General features: G+C 67.5%; 19 protein-coding genes. 13 read left to right on the top strand and 6 right to left on the bottom strand.

Going from position 1 to position 18806, the window contains the following annotated elements; translation table 11 throughout:
• Window positions 1–4 precede the first annotated feature (4 nt).
• On the bottom strand, window positions 5–427 hold the full coding sequence (locus ACFVTE_RS08890; protein ID WP_306925158.1) for a hypothetical protein: 423 nt from the start codon (window positions 425–427) through the stop codon (window positions 5–7).
• A gap of 14 nt (window positions 428–441) precedes the next feature.
• Window positions 442–1113, bottom strand: a complete 672-nt coding sequence (locus ACFVTE_RS08885; RefSeq protein WP_387099256.1) for a trimeric intracellular cation channel family protein — start codon at window positions 1111–1113, stop codon at window positions 442–444.
• Window positions 1114–1173: 60 nt separating this feature from the next.
• Between ACFVTE_RS08885 and ACFVTE_RS08880 the strand changes: the two genes are divergently transcribed.
• From ACFVTE_RS08880 to ACFVTE_RS08860, 5 genes are all read left to right on the top strand, one after another.
• Entirely contained in the window at window positions 1174–2022 is an 849-nt protein-coding gene (locus tag ACFVTE_RS08880; RefSeq protein WP_387099254.1) for a sirohydrochlorin chelatase, read from the top strand.
• A 157-nt stretch (window positions 2023–2179) separates the two neighbouring features.
• Entirely contained in the window at window positions 2180–3919 is a 1740-nt protein-coding gene (locus ACFVTE_RS08875; RefSeq protein ID WP_387099252.1) for a nitrite/sulfite reductase, read from the top strand.
• A 38-nt stretch (window positions 3920–3957) separates the two neighbouring features.
• The gene (locus ACFVTE_RS08870; protein ID WP_387099740.1) at window positions 3958–4680 is read left to right on the top strand and encodes a phosphoadenylyl-sulfate reductase; all 723 of its coding nucleotides are present in this window, start codon (window positions 3958–3960) and stop codon (window positions 4678–4680) included.
• A complete protein-coding gene (gene cysD / locus ACFVTE_RS08865; RefSeq protein ID WP_314194858.1) occupies window positions 4677–5624 on the top strand; it encodes a sulfate adenylyltransferase subunit CysD in 948 nt (315 codons plus the stop codon). Before ACFVTE_RS08870 ends, cysD begins: the two co-directional genes overlap by 4 nt.
• On the top strand, window positions 5624–7045 hold the full coding sequence (locus ACFVTE_RS08860; RefSeq protein WP_387099250.1) for a sulfate adenylyltransferase subunit 1: 1422 nt from the start codon (window positions 5624–5626) through the stop codon (window positions 7043–7045). The genes cysD and ACFVTE_RS08860 overlap by 1 nt, the downstream gene beginning before the upstream one ends.
• Window positions 7046–7135: 90 nt before the next feature.
• Here the strand turns inward: ACFVTE_RS08860 and ACFVTE_RS08855 are convergent, their stop codons facing one another.
• Entirely contained in the window at window positions 7136–7573 is a 438-nt protein-coding gene (locus tag ACFVTE_RS08855) for an SRPBCC family protein (RefSeq protein WP_387099248.1), read from the bottom strand.
• A gap of 92 nt (window positions 7574–7665) precedes the next feature.
• Here ACFVTE_RS08855 and ACFVTE_RS08850 point away from each other — a divergent pair, with 92 nt between their 5' ends.
• The 7 genes from ACFVTE_RS08850 to ACFVTE_RS08820 all read left to right on the top strand — a co-directional run bounded on the left by ACFVTE_RS08850 (window position 7666) and on the right by ACFVTE_RS08820 (window position 15296).
• A complete protein-coding gene (locus ACFVTE_RS08850; RefSeq protein WP_387099246.1) occupies window positions 7666–8832 on the top strand; it encodes an RtcB family protein in 1167 nt (388 codons plus the stop codon).
• 126 nt (window positions 8833–8958) lie between these two features.
• Window positions 8959–10113, top strand: a complete 1155-nt coding sequence (locus ACFVTE_RS08845) for an ABC transporter substrate-binding protein (RefSeq protein WP_387099244.1) — start codon at window positions 8959–8961, stop codon at window positions 10111–10113.
• 55 nt (window positions 10114–10168) lie between these two features.
• Window positions 10169–10894 (top strand): ABC transporter ATP-binding protein, encoded by a 726-nt coding sequence (locus tag ACFVTE_RS08840; RefSeq protein WP_387099242.1) that lies wholly within the window; start codon window positions 10169–10171, stop codon window positions 10892–10894.
• Window positions 10884–11885: an ABC transporter permease gene (locus tag ACFVTE_RS08835; RefSeq protein WP_387099240.1), complete on the top strand. Its 1002-nt coding sequence runs from the start codon at window positions 10884–10886 to the stop codon at window positions 11883–11885. The genes ACFVTE_RS08840 and ACFVTE_RS08835 overlap by 11 nt, the downstream gene beginning before the upstream one ends.
• Before the next feature lie 152 nt (window positions 11886–12037).
• On the top strand, window positions 12038–12334 hold the full coding sequence (locus ACFVTE_RS08830; RefSeq protein ID WP_111905088.1) for a putative quinol monooxygenase: 297 nt from the start codon (window positions 12038–12040) through the stop codon (window positions 12332–12334).
• Between the two features lie 122 nt (window positions 12335–12456).
• Complete coding sequence (gene cobA, locus ACFVTE_RS08825) at window positions 12457–13728, top strand: uroporphyrinogen-III C-methyltransferase (RefSeq protein WP_387099238.1); 1272 nt, start codon at window positions 12457–12459, stop codon at window positions 13726–13728.
• A 101-nt stretch (window positions 13729–13829) separates the two neighbouring features.
• The gene (locus tag ACFVTE_RS08820; protein ID WP_387099236.1) at window positions 13830–15296 is read left to right on the top strand and encodes an FAD-dependent oxidoreductase; all 1467 of its coding nucleotides are present in this window, start codon (window positions 13830–13832) and stop codon (window positions 15294–15296) included.
• 91 nt (window positions 15297–15387) lie between these two features.
• Here ACFVTE_RS08820 and ACFVTE_RS08815 read toward each other — a convergent pair whose 3' ends face one another.
• From ACFVTE_RS08815 to ACFVTE_RS08805, 3 genes are read right to left on the bottom strand one after another with little or no spacing between them, the layout of a single operon-like run.
• Window positions 15388–16791 carry an SRPBCC family protein gene (locus ACFVTE_RS08815; RefSeq protein ID WP_387099234.1) on the bottom strand — a complete coding sequence of 468 codons (1404 nt, stop codon included), beginning with the start codon at window positions 16789–16791 and terminating at the stop codon, window positions 15388–15390.
• A gap of 34 nt (window positions 16792–16825) precedes the next feature.
• Window positions 16826–17653 (bottom strand): DUF1206 domain-containing protein, encoded by an 828-nt coding sequence (locus ACFVTE_RS08810; RefSeq protein ID WP_387099232.1) that lies wholly within the window; start codon window positions 17651–17653, stop codon window positions 16826–16828.
• A gap of 23 nt (window positions 17654–17676) precedes the next feature.
• The gene (locus ACFVTE_RS08805; protein ID WP_387099230.1) at window positions 17677–17967 is read right to left on the bottom strand and encodes a hypothetical protein; all 291 of its coding nucleotides are present in this window, start codon (window positions 17965–17967) and stop codon (window positions 17677–17679) included.
• Window positions 17968–18134: 167 nt separating this feature from the next.
• On the opposite strand from ACFVTE_RS08805, the gene ACFVTE_RS08800 reads away from it, so the two are divergent.
• On the top strand, window positions 18135–18668 hold the full coding sequence (locus ACFVTE_RS08800) for a hypothetical protein (RefSeq protein ID WP_387099228.1): 534 nt from the start codon (window positions 18135–18137) through the stop codon (window positions 18666–18668).
• Window positions 18669–18806: the final 138 nt, after the last annotated feature.

The following is an 18806-nucleotide window of genomic DNA, read 5'->3' as shown; positions in this document are numbered from 1 at the left end:
GAACCTAGTCCTCGTCGTTGAAGGCCCAGTCGAACATGTCGAAGACGAACTCCGAGAAGGTGCCTTCCTCGCTCTTCCACTGGCCGCGGGCGTTGTTCCGGCGGTACACGATGGGGTCCGGGATGCTCAGGTCGCCGATGCGGAAGCCCCAGGTGAAGTTTTCTTCCTCGTCTTCGAGGAACATGAGGAAGCCCTCGTCGTCCACTTCGAGTTCCTCGGGGTCCCAGAAGTAGTGGTAGGCCTCCATGAGGTCCTCGCACCCGCCCAGCGCCAGGTAGAACTCGCGCAGCACCAGGGGGATGGTGAACTGGTGATCGGAGAGCTCCGCGTCCAGCTCCTCGGCGGACAGCCCGTCCTCTTCCTGCCATTCGTCTTCGAGATACTTCGGAACAAGCGCACGGAACTTCTCGAGGAACATGTCAGTCATGGCTCTTATCCTAGCTAATCCCGGCCCCTCGAATTCCCGGGTTCCAGACCCAGCCGGTGCCACCCCCGGACGGCCAGCGGAATGCGCCACGACCGGCGCCAGGCCACCACGCGGAACGCGAAGACCAGGGCCGCCACGGCGCACGCCGAGAAGGGATCGAACGCGCGAAGTTCCCACAAAATCGCGGTGAGGACGGCGCCGAGCAAGGCAGGCAGGGCGTAGAGGTCCCGGGCGTCGAACAGGCGGGGCACCTCGTTGGCCGTGATATCGCGGAGCAGACCGCCGCCCACCGCAGTCGTGACCCCGAGCAGCGCCGCGGAGACGGGGTTCATTCCATATGAAAGCGCCTTCAGCGTGCCCGTAATGCAGAACAGGGCCAGCCCGGCGGCGTCGAACAGGGTGAGGAGCGACGTGTAGCGCTGCACGCTGGAGAACAGGAAGTACACCAGCCCGGTGGCCAGCAGCGGCGGCACCAGGTAGGCCGGGTTGCTGAACGCGGCGGGCGGGCCGGCATTGAGGATGATGTCGCGGATCACGCCGCCGCCCAGCGAGACCAGGGAGGCGAGCAGGAGGGACCCCATGAGGTCGAACTGCTTCCGTGCGGCGAGCAGCGACCCGGACACCGCGAAAAAGAAGATGCCGGCCAGCTCCAGCCATGCCAGGGCGGTGTCAAAAGAGAATGTCATGGAGCGTCCCGGCATATTTCAAGGGGCGGACAGTGCAGCTCCAACGTTACGCTAGCCCCTATGAATAGCCCGATCCTGATCGCCTGCGCCCATGGGACCTCCAACGCGCAGGGAGCCGCCGAGGTCAACGCCCTCCGTGACGCCATCGCCGCGCTGCGTCCGGGGCTCGACGTCCGCGAAGCGTACGTGGACGTCCAGCAGCCCGATTTGGTGGACGTGGTGGCCGGGCTCCCCGCGGACCCCTCTGCAGTGAAGTCCGACGGCGGTGCTGCCGCCGGCTCGGCGTCCGACGTCACCGCTGGCGCCGGAGCACCCCAGACCGCGGGCGACGCACAAGCCGCCGGGGCCTCCGCCGTCGTCGTTCCCTTGCTGCTCAGCGTGGGCTACCACGTGAAGGTGGACATCGCCAAGGCTGTTAAGAGCCGGCCGGGCACGGCGGCCGCGGCGCCGCTTGGGCCCGACCCTCGCCTCGCCGCCCTGCTGGACCAGCGGCTGCGGGAGGCCGGTGTTACGGACAACGATTCGATCGTCCTCGCCGCCGCGGGCTCCTCCAACCCGAACGCCGCGGTCAGCGTCGAGGAGTTGGCCGGCCAGCTGATGGCGCTGCGCACCAACCGGATCGTCCCGGCTTACGGTGCGTCCGCCAAGCCGTCGGTGCCGGAAGCCGTGGCCATGCTCCGTGAGGAAGCCGCGGGCGGCGCCGGGGCGGGGGAGTCTGCCGGGGGAGTGAGCGTCGGCGGCCGCGTGGTGGTGGCCTCGTACCTCCTGGCTCCGGGCTTCTTCCACGACCAGCTCGCCAAGGCCGGGGCGGACCTGGTGACCGAGCCGCTGCTGCCCTCGCCGGTGGTCGCGGAGATCGCGCTGGAACGTTACGACGCCGCACTGGCCGCCCACGCTGTCAACTCCTGAAAAGGCTCCCGAAAAGCGTCGCGGAGCACTGTAGCCGGAAGCACAGCCGGCGGCGCCGTTCAAGGCCTCCCGGCGAGTCATGACGAAATGTTTCCTTAGGTGACTTAGCATTTCCGGGCCTTTGTGACGTTTTTCGGGGCGGCCCTACAGTCGATGCATGACTGATACAGCTCTAGCCGGAGCGTCCACGGACAAGCCCGCGCGTCCCGCCCGTGCCTCCCGCCCCGCCGCCAAGCCTCACGGCCAGTGGAAGGTGGACGGAACCACTCCGCTTAACGCCAACGAAACCTGGAAGCAGGAAGACGACGGCCTCAACGTCCGTGAGCGTATCGAGTCCATCTACGCCAAGGAAGGCTTCGACTCCATTCCCGGCCAGGACCTGCACGGCCGCTTCCGCTGGTGGGGCCTCTACACGCAGCGCAAGCCCGGGATCGACGGCGGCAAGACCGCAACGCTGGAGCCGCACGAGCTCGAGGACAAGTACTTCATGCTCCGCGTCCGGATCGACGGCGGTGCGCTGACCACCGAGCAGCTGCGCGTCATCGGCCAGATCTCCGTGGACTTCGCCCGCGACTCCGCCGACCTCACGGACCGCCAGAACATCCAGCTGCACTGGATCCGCGTGGAGGACATCCCCGAGATCTGGCGCCGCCTGGAAAGCAATGGCCTGTCCACCACCGAGGCCTGCGGCGATGTTCCGCGTGTCATCCTCGGCTCCCCGGTGGCCGGCATCGCCAAGGATGAGATCATCGACCCCACCCCGCTCATCGAAGAGCTGGGCGAGCGGTTCATCGGCAACCCGCTGCTGTCCAACCTGCCGCGCAAGTACAAGACCGCCATCACCGGCCACCCGAGCCAGGACGTGGTGCACGAGATCAACGACTTCGCGCTGGTGGGTGTCAAGCACCCCGAGCTCGGCATCGGTTACGACCTCTGGGCCGGCGGCGCGCTGTCCACCAACCCGATGCTCGGCAAGCGCCTCGGCGCCTTCGTCACGCCGGAGCAGGCGGCGGACGTGTGGCTCGGCGTCACCAGCATCTTCCGTGACTACGGCTACCGCCGCATGCGCACCAAGGCACGCCTGAAGTTCCTGATGGCCGACTGGGGCCCGGAGAAGTTCCGCCAGGTCCTCGAGGACGAATACCTCGGCTACAAGCTGGCCGACGGCCCCGCCGCGCCCAAGCCGTCCACCCCGGGCGACCACGTGGGCGTGCACGAGCAGAAGGACGGCAAGTTCTTCATCGGCGCCACCCCGATTGCCGGCCGCCTGTCCGGGTCGCAGCTGGTGAAGCTTGCGGACACCCTCGAGGCCCGCGGCTCCTACCGCCTGCGCACCACCCCGCACCAGAAGATCGTGGTGCTGGACGTGGAGAAGAACGAGGTGGAGCCGCTCGTGGCCGAGCTGGACGCCTTGGGCCTGTCAGCCCGCCCGTCCGTGTTCCGCCGCGGCACCATCGCCTGCACCGGCATCGAGTTCTGCAAGCTGGCCATCGTGGAAACCAAGGTCACCGCGGCCACGGCTGTCGCCGAGCTGGAACGCCGCCTGGCGGACCTGACGGAGAGCGGCCAGCTCCCGCAGGCCCTGTCGCTGCACATCAACGGCTGCCCCAACTCCTGCGCCCGCATCCAGACCGCGGACATCGGACTCAAGGGCATGATGCTCCCCACGCCCGACGGCGATCCCACGCCGGGTTTCCAGGTCCACCTGGGCGGCGGGCTGGCTTCCGCCGACCGCGAAGAGGCCGGGCTCGGCCGCACCGTCCGTGGCCTGAAGGTCTACGTCGCTGACCTGCCCGACTACGTCGAACGGGTTGTCCGCAAGTTCGTCGCCGACCGCGCCGAGGGCCAGACCTTCGCCGAGTGGGCACACGCAGCGGACGAGGAGGCACTCCAGTGAGCAAGCACGCATTGGGAATCGACCCGGTCGTTGAGCCTGTGGAAACCCCGGTCAGTGGCACAAAGCGTTCCGTCGAGGAGCTGAAGGCCCTGGCTGAGGCCGGCGCCGCCGAGCTCGGCTGGGACGCCCCGGCCCGCGACGTCATCGCCTGGGTCGAGCGCAACTTCGACATGCCCGCCGTCGCCGTCGCCTGCTCCATGGCCGACGCCGTCCTGCCGGCCCTGGTCGCCGACCAGCTTCCCGGCGTCGACGTCCTGTTCCTCGAGACCGGCTACCACTTCCCGGAGACCTACGCCACGCGCGATGAGGTGGCCGCGAACCTCCGCGTCAACGTGGTGGACGTGCTCCCCGAGAACACGGTGGAGCAGCAGGACCGCCTCCTGGGCAAGGACCTGTTTGCCCGCGACGCCGCCCAGTGCTGCGCCCTCCGCAAGGTGGCCCCGCTCCGCCGCACGCTGTCCGGCTACGAGCTGTGGTTCACCGGCGTCCGCCGCGATGAGGCCCCCACCCGCACCAACACTCCGCTGGTGACGTGGGACGAGGCCAACGGCCTGGTCAAGGTCAACCCGATGGCCGCCTGGACGTTCGACCAGCTGGTCCAGTACTCGGATGACAACCTCCTGCCCGTCAACCCGCTCCTGTCACAGGGCTACCCGTCCATCGGTTGCCAGCCCTGCACCCGCAAGGTGGCTCCCGGCGAGGACCCCCGCGCCGGCCGCTGGGCAGGAACCAACAAGACAGAATGCGGACTACACGTATGAGCACTTTCCTAACTGAGGAGACCACCCTGGTGACCGACGCAGCTGCCTCAACGCGCCTGTCCAGCCTGGACACCCTCGAGTCCGAAGCGATCCACATCATCCGCGAGGTCGTGGCCGAGTTCGAGAAGCCGGCCCTGCTGTTCTCCGGCGGCAAGGACTCCGTGGTCATGCTGCACCTGGCCACCAAGGCGTTCTGGCCGGGCAAGGTCCCGTTCCCCGTGCTGCACGTGGACACCGGCCACAACTTCCCCGAGGTCATCGACTTCCGCGACCGGACCGTTGAGCGGCTGGGACTGAAGCTCGTCGTCGGCTCCGTCCAGGAGTTCATCGACCGCGGCGAACTGGCCGAGCGTGCCGACGGCACCCGCAACCCGCTGCAGACCGTTCCGCTGCTGGACGCCATCCAGTCCAACAAGTTCGATGCCGTCTTCGGCGGCGGCCGCCGCGACGAGGACAAGGCCCGCGCCAAGGAGCGCATCCTGAGCCTGCGCGACGAGTTCGGCCAGTGGGACCCGCGCAACCAGCGCCCGGAGCTGTGGAACCTTTACAACGGCCGCCACACCGTGGGCCAGCACGTCCGTGCATTCCCCATCAGCAACTGGACCGAGCTGGACGTGTGGCGCTACATCGAGCGTGAAAACATCGAACTTCCGGGCCTGTACTACGCCCACGAGCGCGAGGTCTTCGCCCGCGACGGCATGTGGCGCGCCGTGGGCGAGGTCTCCCAGCCGTTGCCGCACGAGGAAGTCATCACCAAGACCGTCCGCTACCGGACCGTCGGTGACATGTCCTGCACCGGCGCCGTTGAGTCGGCCGCCGCCACCGTGCGCGACGTCGTGATCGAAGTTGCCGCCTCCACCATCACCGAACGTGGCGCCACCCGTGCGGATGACCGCATCTCCGAGGCCGCCATGGAAGACCGCAAGAAGGACGGCTACTTCTAATGACTACCGACATTGACACCGCCCGCGCCGCGGCCCTCCTGGACGAGGCCCCGCTCGCGTCCGCCTCGCTGTTCCGCTTCGCCACCGCAGGATCGGTCGACGACGGGAAGTCCACTCTGGTGGGCCGCCTCCTGCACGACTCCAAAGCCATCCTCGCCGACCAGCTCGAGGCTGTTGCCCGCACGTCTTCGGACCGCGGCTTCGGCGGCGACAAGGGCGGCATCGACCTCGCCCTCCTGACCGACGGCCTGCGGGCCGAGCGCGAGCAGGGCATCACCATCGACGTCGCGTACCGCTACTTCGCCACGGACCGCCGCAGCTTCATCCTCGCGGACTGCCCCGGGCACGTGCAGTACACCAAGAACACGGTGACCGGCGCGTCCACCGCGGATGCCGTCGTCGTACTCATTGACGCCCGCAAGGGTGTCCTGGAGCAGACCCGCCGGCACCTGTCCGTGCTGCAGCTGCTGCGCGTGGCGCACGTGATCGTGGCCGTGAACAAGATCGACCTCGTGGACTTCAGCGAGACCGTGTTCCGCGAGATCGAGGCCGACGTGCAGCAGGTGGGCCGCGAGCTGGGCCTCGGTTCCGATGGCATTGCCGACCTGCTGGTGGTTCCGGTTTCCGCGCTCGACGGCGACAACGTGGTGGAGCGCTCGGAGCGCACCCCCTGGTACACCGGACCGGCGCTGCTCGAGGTGCTCGAGACGCTGCCCGCCGCCGATGAGCTCGAAAGCCACCTGGAGAGCTTCCGCTTCCCCGTGCAGCTGGTCATCCGGCCGCAGGGCGCGCTGGCTCCGGACGCAGTGGCCGGCGGGCTCGACGTCGAGGCGTACCGCGACTACCGCGCCTACGCCGGGCAGATCACCGAGGGCTCCGTAAAGCTGGGCGACCAGGTCAGCGTGCTGACCCCCGGCCAGGACCCCCGCACCACCACGGTCACCGGCATCGACTTCGCCGGCGCGACGCTGGAGGAAGCTTCCGCCCCGCAGTCGGTGGCGATCCGCCTGGCCGACGAGTTCGACGTCGCCCGCGGGGACACCATCGCCGCCGCCGGCACCGTCCGCGAAAGCTCGGCCGACCTGTACGCGCAGCTGTGCTGGCTGTCCCCGAAGCCGCTCCGCGAGGGCGCCAAGGTCCTGGTCAAGCACGGCACCCGCACCGTGCAGGCCCTGGTCCGCAGCGTCAACGGCAAGCTGGACCTGGCCACCTTCAACCTCGAGGGTGCCTCCAGCCTGGAGCTCAACGACATCGGGCACGCGCAGCTCCGGCTCGCCGCCCCGCTGCCGCTCGAGAACTACCTGCACCACCGCCGCACGGGCGCGTTCCTGGTGATCGACCCCCTCGACGGCAACACCCTCGCCGCAGGCCTGGTCAAGGACCACCCGGGCGACCACGAGGACGAGCGCTACAGCATCTGAGTCCGCCCAATTCGCCGGAAACCTGCGAGGCCGCCGTATCCGTACGGCGGCTTCGTTGCGTTCCGGCGATCGCGCGTTGCGCGGTGGGCGTTACGCGCCGGCTTCGAGGATCGACTTGAGCTTCTGCAGGTCCTTGCGTGTTGCCCGGCGGATCATTGGCGGCATGAACAGTCCGGCGACTTTTGAGAAGCCCGACGGTTTGCCTGTGTTGCCGAGCGTCATGCGGGTCCCGCCGTTGACTTCCGCCCACGTGTAGGTGGTCTGCATGGGAAAGGGACCCTGGGCGGTCCGCATCACCAGCTTCTCGCCCGGGACGTACTCGACGAACTCGTAGGTGTAGTTCAGGTCCCGGCCCAGGAACCTGGCGGTGAAGGCAACCTTGGATCCGACGTCGATCGGGCCGGTCGTCAGCCGCTGTGAAGAATGGATGTTGTCGTACCACTGCGGGGCGTTGTCCGGGTTCGCGGCATACTCGGCCACCTCATCCCGCCGCCGCCGGATCAGGATCTCTGTCTGAACATTCACCATGCTTGCGTCTCCTCTGGGGGCTGGTCATTTATCCGGGGCCGGGGTTTAGCCTAGGACCTACGGTAGTCCCCGTTCATCCAGTGGGAGGCAGCATGGAATCCGTCACCAGCCGGCTCATCAACTGGGCCTCGATCCTGGACGAGAAGACCCGTGAACAGGCGCTGACCACCTCCCGCCTGCCCTTCATCTACCCGCACCTGGCTCTGATGCCGGACGCGCACCTCGGCAAGGGCGCCACGGTGGGATCCGTCATCCCCACGCTCGGCGCGATCATTCCGGCCGCCGTCGGGGTGGACATCGGCTGCGGCATGATCGCGGTGCGGACCCAGTACACCCTCAAAGAGCTGCCGCGGGACCGGAAGCCGCTGCGGGAGGGCATCGAGCGGGCCGTCCCGCTGTCCGCCGGCCACAACAACCGCAAGGTGACTGCCACCGCCCAGCCGCGCATCGCCGAGCTGCGCAGGCGGGCCGAGAAAGCCGGCTTCAACCCTGCCCAGTACGTGGCGAAATGGGACCTGCAGCTTGGCTCGCTCGGGTCCGGCAACCACTTCATTGAGGTCTGCACCGACGAGACCGACGCCGTCTGGCTGTTCCTGCACTCCGGTTCACGCGGCGTCGGCAACAAGATCGCCCAGCATCACATTGAGGTGGCGCAGGGCGTGGCGCGCGACAAGCGCATTGCCTTGGAGGACCGGGACCTGGCCTACCTGGAGGAGGGCACGCCGCAGTTCACGCGCTACATCAAGGAGCTGCGCTGGGCCCAGCACTTCGCCCTGCTGAACCGTGAGGAGATGATGGACCGCGTGATCCGGCAATTCAGCGACTGGGTGGGCGGGCCCGTCACGGAGACGGAGCGGATCAACTGCCACCACAACTTCACCCAGCAGGAGACGCATTACGGAAAGTCGGTCTGGGTGTCGCGCAAGGGTGCCATCAAGGCGGAGGCCGGCGACCCCGGCCTGATTCCGGGTTCCATGGGGACGGCGTCATATGTCGTGGAGGGACTTGGCAACACTGCTTCCCTGAACTCGTCGCCGCACGGAGCGGGCCGGGAGTATTCGCGTAATGCTGCGCGCAAGACGTTCTCGCTGGCCCAGCTCAAGGAGGCCATGCACGGCATCGAGTTCCGGGCCACCGAGGCGTTCATCGACGAGATCCCGGCAGCCTACAAACCCATCGACCAAGTCATGCGCGACGCCGCCGATCTGGTGAAGGTGCGCCACCGGCTGCGCCAGCTGGTCAATGTCAAGGGGGATTAGCCCCGAAATTCCACGGGCCCGCGCGCAGGCGGATTTTTGTGGCTGAATGTGACGTTGCATGAACCTGCGTGACCCCCGGTTTCCGCTCCGTTGAACCCCGTTTACGCCAGTCCCTATGGTGAATCCATGAGTACCTCCAGGCCGGGCATGACCCGCATTGTGGCCGGCGAAAGCCAGACGCCCAAGCGCCGCCGCGCCCTGGAAGTGGCGCTGACTGTCGGGCTCGTCCTGCTGATCAGTTTGGGCGCGGTTGTCGCGTCGGCGGTGGCCCGGGATTCCAATGCCTCGGCGGCCCCTGACGCGGCGGGCACCCCCGCGGCCGAGCTGAAGCTGGGCTACTTTGGAAACATCACGCACGCGCCGGCGCTGGTCGGCGTCCAGAAGGGCTTCATCGCCAGGGAGCTCGGGGACACGAAGCTGAGCACCCAGGTGTTCAACGCCGGTCCGGCCGCCATCGAGGCACTGAATGCCGGCGCCATCGACGCCACCTACATCGGCCCGAACCCCGCCATCAACTCGTTCGTCAAGAGCAAGGGCGAGTCCGTCAGCGTCATCGCCGGGGCAGCCTCGGGCGGTGCGCAGTTGGTGGTGAAGCCGGAGATCAAGTCCGCGGCTGATCTCCAGGGCAAGACTTTGGCCTCTCCCCAGCTGGGCGGCACGCAGGACGTTGCGCTGCGCGCCTGGCTGGGCAAGCAGGGCTACAAGACCACTCCCGACGGCGGGGGGGACGTTGCCATCAACCCCACCGAGAACGCCCAGACGCTGAAGCTGTTCCAGGACGGCAAGCTCGACGGCGCGTGGCTGCCTGAGCCGTGGGCCTCCCGTCTGGTGCTCCAGGCCGGCGCGAAGGTCCTGGTGGATGAGAAGGACCTGTGGGACGGTTCGCTGACCGGCAAGCCGGGCGAGTTCCCCACCACCATCCTGATCGTGAACAAGAAGTTCGCCGCGGAGCACCCGCAGACGGTGGAGGCCCTGCTCAAGGGCCACGTCGAAGCAGTGAAGTGGCTCAACGACACCCCGGCCGCCGAGAAGGCCGCCGTCGTCAACGCGGCCCTCAAGCAGGACGCCGGCAAGGCGCTGGCACAGAATGTCATTGACCGCTCGCTGAAGAACATTACTTTCACGGTGGACCCGCTGGCCGGATCGTACAAGAAGCTGCTGCAGGACGGCGTCGATGCCGGTACCACCAAGCAGGCCGACCTCAACGGACTCTTCGATCTGCGGGCGCTGAATTCAGTGGCCACCGAAAAAACCACAGCTGCAGGGCTGGGCCAGGACTAGCCCGGCCCGCATCTGCACCGCCGCATTCAACGCACCACGAACAAAGGACGGGACCATGCCAGTCGTACTGGAAAACCTGGGCAAGCGCTTCGGCGAAGGCGCCCCGGTGCTGGACGACGTCAACGCCACCATCGGCAAGGGCGAATTTGTCGCCCTCCTCGGTGCGTCCGGCTGCGGCAAGTCCACCCTGCTGAACATCATGGCGGGACTGGAACCCCCGACGTCGGGCGCCCTCGAAGTGCCCAGCGACGGCGCCGCCTTCATGTTCCAGGACTCCGCCCTGTTTCCGTGGCTCACCGCCCGCGAAAACGTGGAGCTGGCGCTGAAGCTGCGCGGCGTCGGCAAGGCCGAGCGGCGCGTCAAAGCCGCGGAACTGCTGGAGCTGGTCCACCTGGCCGAGGCCGCGGACCGGCGCCCGCACGAGCTGTCCGGCGGCATGCGCCAGCGCGTGGCCCTGGCCCGCTCGCTCGCGCAGGACCGCCAGCTGCTCCTGATGGACGAGCCGTTCGCGGCTCTGGACGCCATCACCCGCGACCTGCTGCACGATGAACTTGAGCGCATCTGGAAGGAAACCGGACGCACCATCGTCTTTGTGACCCACAACGTCCGCGAGGCGGTCCGCCTGGGCCAGCGCGTCCTCCTGCTGTCCTCCCGGCCCGGCCGCGTGGTGCAGGAATGGGAAGTCACCGAAGAACACCGTACCGACGCCGGTCTTGCCGGACAGCTGGCCGGGGTCATCACCGCCCGGCTGCGAGAGGAGATCCGCCGCCATGCCAAGTAACCCATCTCCCGTGGCCGAGTCGCCCGAGGCGACCGACACCCCGCTGGTGGAGCCTGGCCAAACCCGGGCGGCATCCGGCGCTGCGTCCTCCAATGGGGAAAAGGTGCACGCCGCGCTGACCCGGTCCTCGACCGGCTCGGCCGACCTGCGTGAACTGGAGTCCGGGCTGGACTCGCTGCAGTCGGACGCGGTCCGCAAGGCCCGGGTCGACTGGAGCCGGATCCTGCTTCCGGTCGCCGCCGTCGTGGTGCTCATCATCATCTGGCAGTTCTACGTTTCGCTGGGTCTCAAGCGCCGCGACCAGGTGCCCGGCCCCATGGATGTGCTGGAGCAGTTCGGCGCGCTGTGGGCTGAGGGCTCGCTGCAGGAAGCCGTGTGGACGTCGCTGCAGCGCGGCCTCTTGGGGTTCCTGATCAGCGTCGCGATCGCCACGCCGGTCGGGCTGCTGCTGGCCCAGGTGGCGCCGCTGCGCCGGGCATTCGGGCCGCTGATCTCGGGTCTGCAGGTTTTGCCCTCCGTCGCCTGGGTGCCGGCAGCGATCATCTGGTTCGGCCTCACTGACGCCACGGTGTACTTCGTGGTGTTCATGGGCGCCATCCCGTCGATCATCAACGGCCTGATCTCGGGTGTGGACCAGATCCCGCCGCAGTACCGCAGCGTGGGCACTGTCCTCGGCGCTTCTCGGCTGCAGATGGCGGTGCAGGTCATCCTGCCGGCAGCACTTCCGGGATACCTCAGCGGCCTCAAGCAGGGCTGGGCCTTCTCCTGGCGTTCGCTCATGGCAGCGGAAATCATCGCAGTGGGCGGCACCATCGGCTTCGGCCTCGGCTCCATGCTGAACCAGGGCCGTGACCTCGCCGACATGACCATCGTGATGTCCGCGATCCTCCTGATCCTGGCCGTGGGCATCCTGATCGAGCTGCTGGTGTTCGCGCCCATCGAGAAGCGTCTGCTCCAGCGCCGCGGCCTCCTGGCAGGCAGCACCCGCTAAGCACCTCACTAAACGCTGAAAGCCCGACGGCGACCATCGCCGTCGGGCTTTCTGCTGTCCACCGACGGACCCTTGCTCCGCGAACAATGCATGCCTAGACTCGCGATGAGGCCGGCATCCGGCCCGATTCCACAACTGTTCAGGAGGCAGCCGTGGCACCAAAATTTGGACTGCTGGCACTGGTCGAGGCCAAGCCCGGGAAGGAACAGGAAGTTTGGGACTTCCTCGGCGGCGGCCGCGAGATAGTGCTCACCGAGCCCGGCACGAGGACCTGGTACGCCTTCCGAGTCAGCGCGAACACCTTCGGCATTTTCGACACTTTTGACACCGAGGAGGACCGACAGGCGCACCTCCAAGGGGCCATTCCTGCAGCCCTTGGCCAATATGGTCCGTCCCTGCTCGCCAAGGATCCGGACATCCGGCCGATCGAACTCATCGCCGTAAAGTAACGGCCGCGTGGGCGGAGGCGGCCGTACGCCGCCTCCGCACCTATGTGACGCAGCGTTACGTTGCGTGAACTGGTGTTTCCGCTCTATTGGCCGGGTCCGTAACACAGACCTACCGTTGATCCATGGCAATTCAGGACATTTACCCCACGGCGCTGCGCCTCCTCGGCCGCCCCGTGCTGGTAGTGGGCGGCGGACGCGTTGCTGCGCGCCGCGCGAAGGGCCTGCTTGACGCCGGTGCCCGCGTCACAGTTGTTGCCCCCGAGGCCACCGCCGCGGTCCGCGAACTCGCCGACGCCGGCCTGCTCACCTGGGAGCCCCGCACCTACCGCTCCGACGACGTCGACGGCGTCTGGTTCGTTCAGACCGCCACCGGCGATCCCGCTGTGGACACCCTTGTAGCTTCCGACGCCGAGGCGCAGCGCGTCTGGTGCGTCAACGCCTCCGACCACGAATCCTCCGCCGCCTGGACGCCCGCCGTCGCCGTCGTGGACGACGTCAAGATCGCCATCAACGCCGGGGGAGACCCGCGCCGTGCCATGGCCCTGCGCGACGCCGTCGCCACCGCCCTGGAATCCGGCGACCTGCCGCTGCGCCGACGCCGGGCCCACCGGGGATCGGTCGCCCTGGTCGGCGGCGGCCCCGGCGACACCGGCCTCATCACCGTCCGCGGCCGCCGGCTGCTCGGCCAGGCCGACGTCGTGGTCGCCGACCGCCTCGGCCCCCGCGAACTGCTCAACGAACTTGCCCCGGACGTCCGCGTCATCGAGGTCGGCAAGACCCCGGGCCACCACCCCGTGCCGCAGGCCGAGATCAACCGCATCCTCGTCGAGGAAGCCCTGCAGGGACACCGCGTGGTGCGCCTCAAGGGTGGCGACCCCTACGTCCTGGGCCGCGGCGGCGAGGAAGCAGAATTCTGCCGCCGGCACGGCGTCGAGGTGGAAGTGGTTTCCGGAGTGACCTCCGCGATCTCCGTCCCGGCGGCCGCCGGCATCCCGGTCACGCACCGCGGCCTGGCGAAGGGCTTCAGCGTGGTCACCGGCCACGAGGAACTGTCCGAGGTCCCGGCCCGCGCCGACCACACCGTGGTGCTCCTCATGGGCGTCGGCCAGCTGCGCGAGTCTGCGTCCGCCCTCGGCAAAGCCGGCCTGCCCGGCGACACACCAGTTGGTATTGTTGAAAACGGCTACCTGCCGGACCAGCGCGTCACCATCGGCACCCTCGGCACCATCGCCGACCAGGCCGAGGCCGCCGGCGTCGCCAATCCTGCAGTGATCGTCATCGGTGACGTTGTCCGCGTCAGCCCCTTCGCGCCGTCGCACTTCAAAACCGCTGACTACAGCACCACCAGCCCCAACAAGCCCCGCACCAGCACCACCCGCGTTCTCACCCCCTAGCCCCCGAGTCCCAACTAGCTGGCAGTTGTTGTCGTCATGAGCCCTCAAAACGACAACAAATGCGAGTCAGTTGGGTGGGACCGAAGAAAAGGAACACAGCCGTGTCAACCAGCACCACCGTAGGAACCGCCGCCCGCCCCTTGCGCGTGGCCGTCATCGGATCCGGCCCGGCCGGGGTCTACGCAGCCGACATCCTCACCAAGAGCGAGGCCGTCAAGAGCGGCGAACTGACCGTGAGCATCGACCTCTTCGACCGCTACCCGGCACCCTACGGCCTGATCCGCTACGGTGTGGCCCCGGACCACCCCCGCATCAAGGGCATCGTCAACGCCCTGCACAAGGTCCTGGACCGCGGCGATATCCGCTTCTTCGGCAACGTTGACTACGGCACGGACCTCTCCATCGAGGACCTGCGGACACACTACGACGCGGTCATCTTCGCCACCGGCGCCATCAAAGATGCCGACCTGAACATCCCGGGCATCGAACTCGAAGGTTCCTTCGGCGGCGCCGATTTCGTCTCCTGGTACGACGGACACCCGGACGTTCCCCGTGAATGGCCTCTGGACGCCAAGGAAATCGCCGTGATCGGCAACGGCAACGTGGCCCTCGACGTGGCCCGCGTCCTCTCCAAGCACGCCGACGATCTCCTGGTCTCCGAAATCCCGGACAACGTCTACGCCGGCCTGAAGAACTCGCCCGTCACCGACGTCCACGTCTTCGGCCGCCGCGGGCCCGCCCAGGTCAAGTTCACCCCGCTGGAGCTGCGCGAACTGTCCCACTCCAAGGACGTGGACATCATCCTGTACCCGGAGGACTTCGAGTTCGACGAGGAATCCGACCGCCAGATCCAGACCAACAACCAGACCAAGACCATGGTCGGGACGCTCACCAACTGGATCGCCGAGCAGCCCGAGGACGTCTCCGAGCTCAAGGCCTCCCGCCGCCTGCACCTGCACTTCCTGCACAGCCCGGTGGAAATTTACGACGACGCCGAGAACCCTGGGCGCGTCAGCGGCATGAAGTTTGAACGCACCGAACTGGACGGCACGGGCAACGCCCGCGGCACCGGCGAGTACGTCGACTACCCGGTCCAGGCCGTCTACCGCGCCATCGGCTACTTCGGCTCCGCCCTGCCGGAGATCGAGTTCGACCACAAGAAGGGCGTCGTTCCGAACGCCGGCGGCCGCGTCCTGGACGCCTCCGGTGAGCACGTCCCGGGCATCTACGCCACGGGCTGGATCAAGCGCGGACCCGTCGGCCTCATCGGCCACACCAAGGGCGACGCCCTGGAGACCGTGACCTTCCTGCTGGAAGACCGCGAGAACCTGCCGGTAGCCGAGGCACCCGCTGCCAGCGCCGTCGTCGACCTGCTCGAAAGCCGCGGCGTGGAATACACCACGTGGGAAGGCTGGCTCGCCCTGGACGCCCACGAACTCGCCCTGGGTGCCGAGGCCACTGCTGCCGGCGGCTCGCACGGCGTCGAGGTTGTGCGTGAGCGCATCAAGGTGGTGCCGCGCGAGGACATGGTCTCCATCTCCCGCGACGGTGTCGCCGCCAGCGTCTAGCTTCTAACAGCAACGCGGGGTCACTTAGCGCCCATTCCGACCGGAAAATTGGGCGCTAAGTGACCCCGCGTTGCTTTAAGCTGGCGTTGCTTTAGGCTCCCGCGCCGCCGGCGGCCATCAGCTCGAGGCGCTGCAGGGTTTCGCGGTTACGCACCGTGATGATCGGGTCGCGCAGCGCTTTGGGAACAGCCAGGCCTGGGCCGCGGACCGCGTCTTCGATCATCGTGACTCTGCACTGCTCACCGAGGTCTTCAATGGTGAGGATGACCTTGGCCTCGCCGATCGGCCAGCCCCGCGCGATCAGTTCCAGCCGCTGTCCCGGTTCAACAGCCGTCACCTTGGTTGAATCGTTGATGAGCAGCGGCCAGGCGCCCACCGAGTGATGGAGCAGGGCGCCGACCTGCGGCCAGCGCGCGTCCACGGACCGGATTCTCGAGGCACCGACTACCCATCCGGAGTAGAGCCAGCCGTCCGCGATCACGGTCCAGACTGCCGATGCCGGTGAATTGAAGACCTGGGTGACGGTTGACATGGTGTTCCTTTCGTCGGCCGAACCTTCGCGCCGGGTGGCGGGGTTCCGGTCTGCGGCTGTGAAACCGGCGGGATCCGGGGCGCCACTAACGGGGGCACCGGGCCGGCGGGCAGCCCGGTACGAGCGCTCCCGGAGCCGGCGGGCCCAGGGATACGTCCCGGCGCCGGGCAGGGGATGTTTCAGCGGATCGAAGCGGATGGCGGTGTCCCCGCCGGCCGTGTCCGCGCCGTCAGCGTCCCCGGTGTGGGGAACAGCGGCCCTCAGATGCAGCATGCCGGCCTGCACCCACCCTCCGGCCGGGGTGGCGTACGACAGGGCAAGGGTCCAGTCCCCGGTGGCCAGCGACTCCTTGAAGTTTCCGCCGGTGTCCGCCCGGCCGGTCGCGCGCCCGGGCAGGGACAGCGTGCGCAGCCCCAAAAGGACGGGCCCGTTCGCACCCCTGTAGGGCATCAGTGTGTTGAGCCTGGCTGTGCCAACATCCAGTTTGGGCAGCAGGATGAAACGACCCGGGACACCCCAGCCCGTCGAAGCGAACAGGACATCCCCGACGTCGGCCCTATCGGCGGCGGCGCTAGCGTCACCGGCGCCGGAAGCATCTGAAGCGCCGGCGTCTCCGGAAACATCGGAAGCGAGAGAAATCCGCAGGGCCAGGCCCAGTATGTCCGGCAGCGACTCGGGAACGCCTACCGATCGTGAAAAACGCCCGCGCACCTGGTGTGTCCCGGCGTCGTCGAGCCAGGCGATCCCGCTGGCCGCAGGGAGACCGGCGGCAGTGCGTCCGGCGGCACCTGTGAGGACGAGTTCCCCCACCAGGCTGATGCCCCGCGGATGGATGGGACGGACGGGGCGCACTGCTTTGATGGCCCGGAACATCGCAGCGAAACCGCGCCCGGCGAGGTCTGCCGTGCGGTTGGACGTCCGGTGTGGCGCCCCGGCCGGATCGCCGCTGAATCGTCTTTTCATGCTTCGCCTTCCCCTGACCAGACCCTTCCCACGGCTACATCCTGCCGAACTTTGACCGGACCAGCGCGAAGATCCCGTAGCAAATGAAGCCTGCACCGATGGCGAACAGCAGGTAGGGCCCGTACTCGTGGTCGCGGAGGGCCTTCAGGCTGCCGTCGAGGCCGGTGGATTCTTCGGGGGTATGTTTGGCGGCCGCGACGGCGAAGAGCAGGCCGGCGAGGATCAACGCGATGCCCTTCGCCACGTGGCCGGCCACGCCGAGTGAATCGATGAGTTTGCCCCGGCGGGTGCCGTCAAAGTGGAAGAGTTCCTCCTTGAAGCCACGCCGGAGGCCCTTCGCCACAAAGTAGATGCCCACGCCAATGACGGTCAGGCCAAGGGCACTGAGGATCACGCCGCCGAAGGGATGGGTGAGCAGGGCCGCGCTCACGTCCCTCGTGGACTCTCCGGAGTCACCGCGAAGCCCCACCGCAAAGCCGGCGAAACTAAGTCCGACGCTGCCGTAGGCGATTGCCAGGAACCCGGAGGAGATCAGCTTCCCGATCCGTTCCTGGCGGCGCAGGTGGCGGGCCCGGAGGGTGGCCTCGCTGAGCTGCCAGAGGGAGAGTCCCGCACAGCCGATCATGCCGGCCCACATGAGTGCCGGGCCCCAGGGGTTTGCGGCCAGCTGTTCGATGGCGCCGGTGGGCTCGGCCTCGCCGGGATGCCCGAAGGCCAGGGCAATCCCGATGGCGCCCACGATGATGTGCAGCAGTGCCATGACAGCAAAACCGGAACGCGCGACGACGTCGAGCGCCTTGGTGTTCGATGCAGCCTCCGCGGCGTCGGCCGCCTCGCTGATCGTCGAGTCGTTGTCCGTCATGTCCTCCGGTTAGCCGTTCCCGCTTAGCCGTTCATCGGCCCTTCTGCGTGGATGCGCTCCGAGCCTTCACCCACGAGTTTTACCGTGCAGCGCACCACGAGGTCGTCGGGTGCCGTGTCAATGTCGACGAGCGCATCGCCGGCGCTGAGGACGGTGAATACTTCCGAGCCGGCCTCGATGCCGAAGCCCTTGCTCTTGGCGGCCTGGGTGGCGTTCGCCAGCGCCTCGCCCTTCAGCCCGTCTACATAAGCCTGGTCGTTCTCGCGTTCGGAGTCGCCGAATGCCCAGCCGAACAGTGTTCCTGTTGATCCCATGGCGTTGATTTTACGCACAGAACCACTGATATTACGGGCTACCGTAACGTTAGTAAGTGTGCTTACCATGTGGGGACCATGTCTTTGGTGCGGCTGGCGGGCACTTGAACCTCGGGCCCGCGGAAGCCACTGTTCCGGGTTGAACCTCTTGTATTAGGAAGGACATCATGGCTGGAAATCTTTTTGCGCGGTCTGTTCACGACCTCACGGCAGCGGCTTGGTTTGGCGGCTCGCTGATGGGCGCCATCGGCCTGAACGGGGCCACTGCGGAGGCGAAGGACCCGGCCGAGCGTACGCGCCTCTCGAGTCGCGGCTGGATGAAATGGGCGCCGGTCCAGACGGCCGCCTTCGCAACGCACCTGCTGGCGGACCTGTTCATCGCGCTGGAAAACAGGGACAGGATCGCGAGCCAGGAGGGTGTGGCTCGGGACACCATTTACAAGACGGCCGTCACGCTGGCGGGCGCTGCCGTGACCCTGTACGCAGGCGTGCTGGGGAAGAAAGTGGACAAGCTGGCCGATGAAGGTGCCGAAGGCGCCACTGAGCCGCGGCCCGGCTCTTCCGCAAAACTGCAGTCGGCGCAGAAGCAGCTGAAAGCGCTGCAGTGGGCCATCCCGGCTTTCGCTGCCTCCGTGATCGTCCTTGGCGCCAAGCACGGCGAGATGCAGCGGCCCAAGAATGTTTTCAAGGGACTGCGCTGACGGCTTCGCGTAAGTGAATAACGCACGACGGCGGCCGGGCACCAAAGTTGCCCGCCCCCCACGTGGGCCGGTTTACACCGCAGAATAGGTGTGGGGAATTTGGCGGGCAGTGCACCCGCGGCACGTCCGGGGTAAAGT

Source organism: Arthrobacter sp. NPDC058097 (assembly GCF_042884885.1).
Classification (GTDB): Bacteria; Actinomycetota; Actinomycetes; order Actinomycetales; family Micrococcaceae; genus Arthrobacter.
The sequence above is the reverse complement of the archived record's forward strand: the minus strand, read 5'-3'. Positions and strand labels throughout refer to the sequence as shown.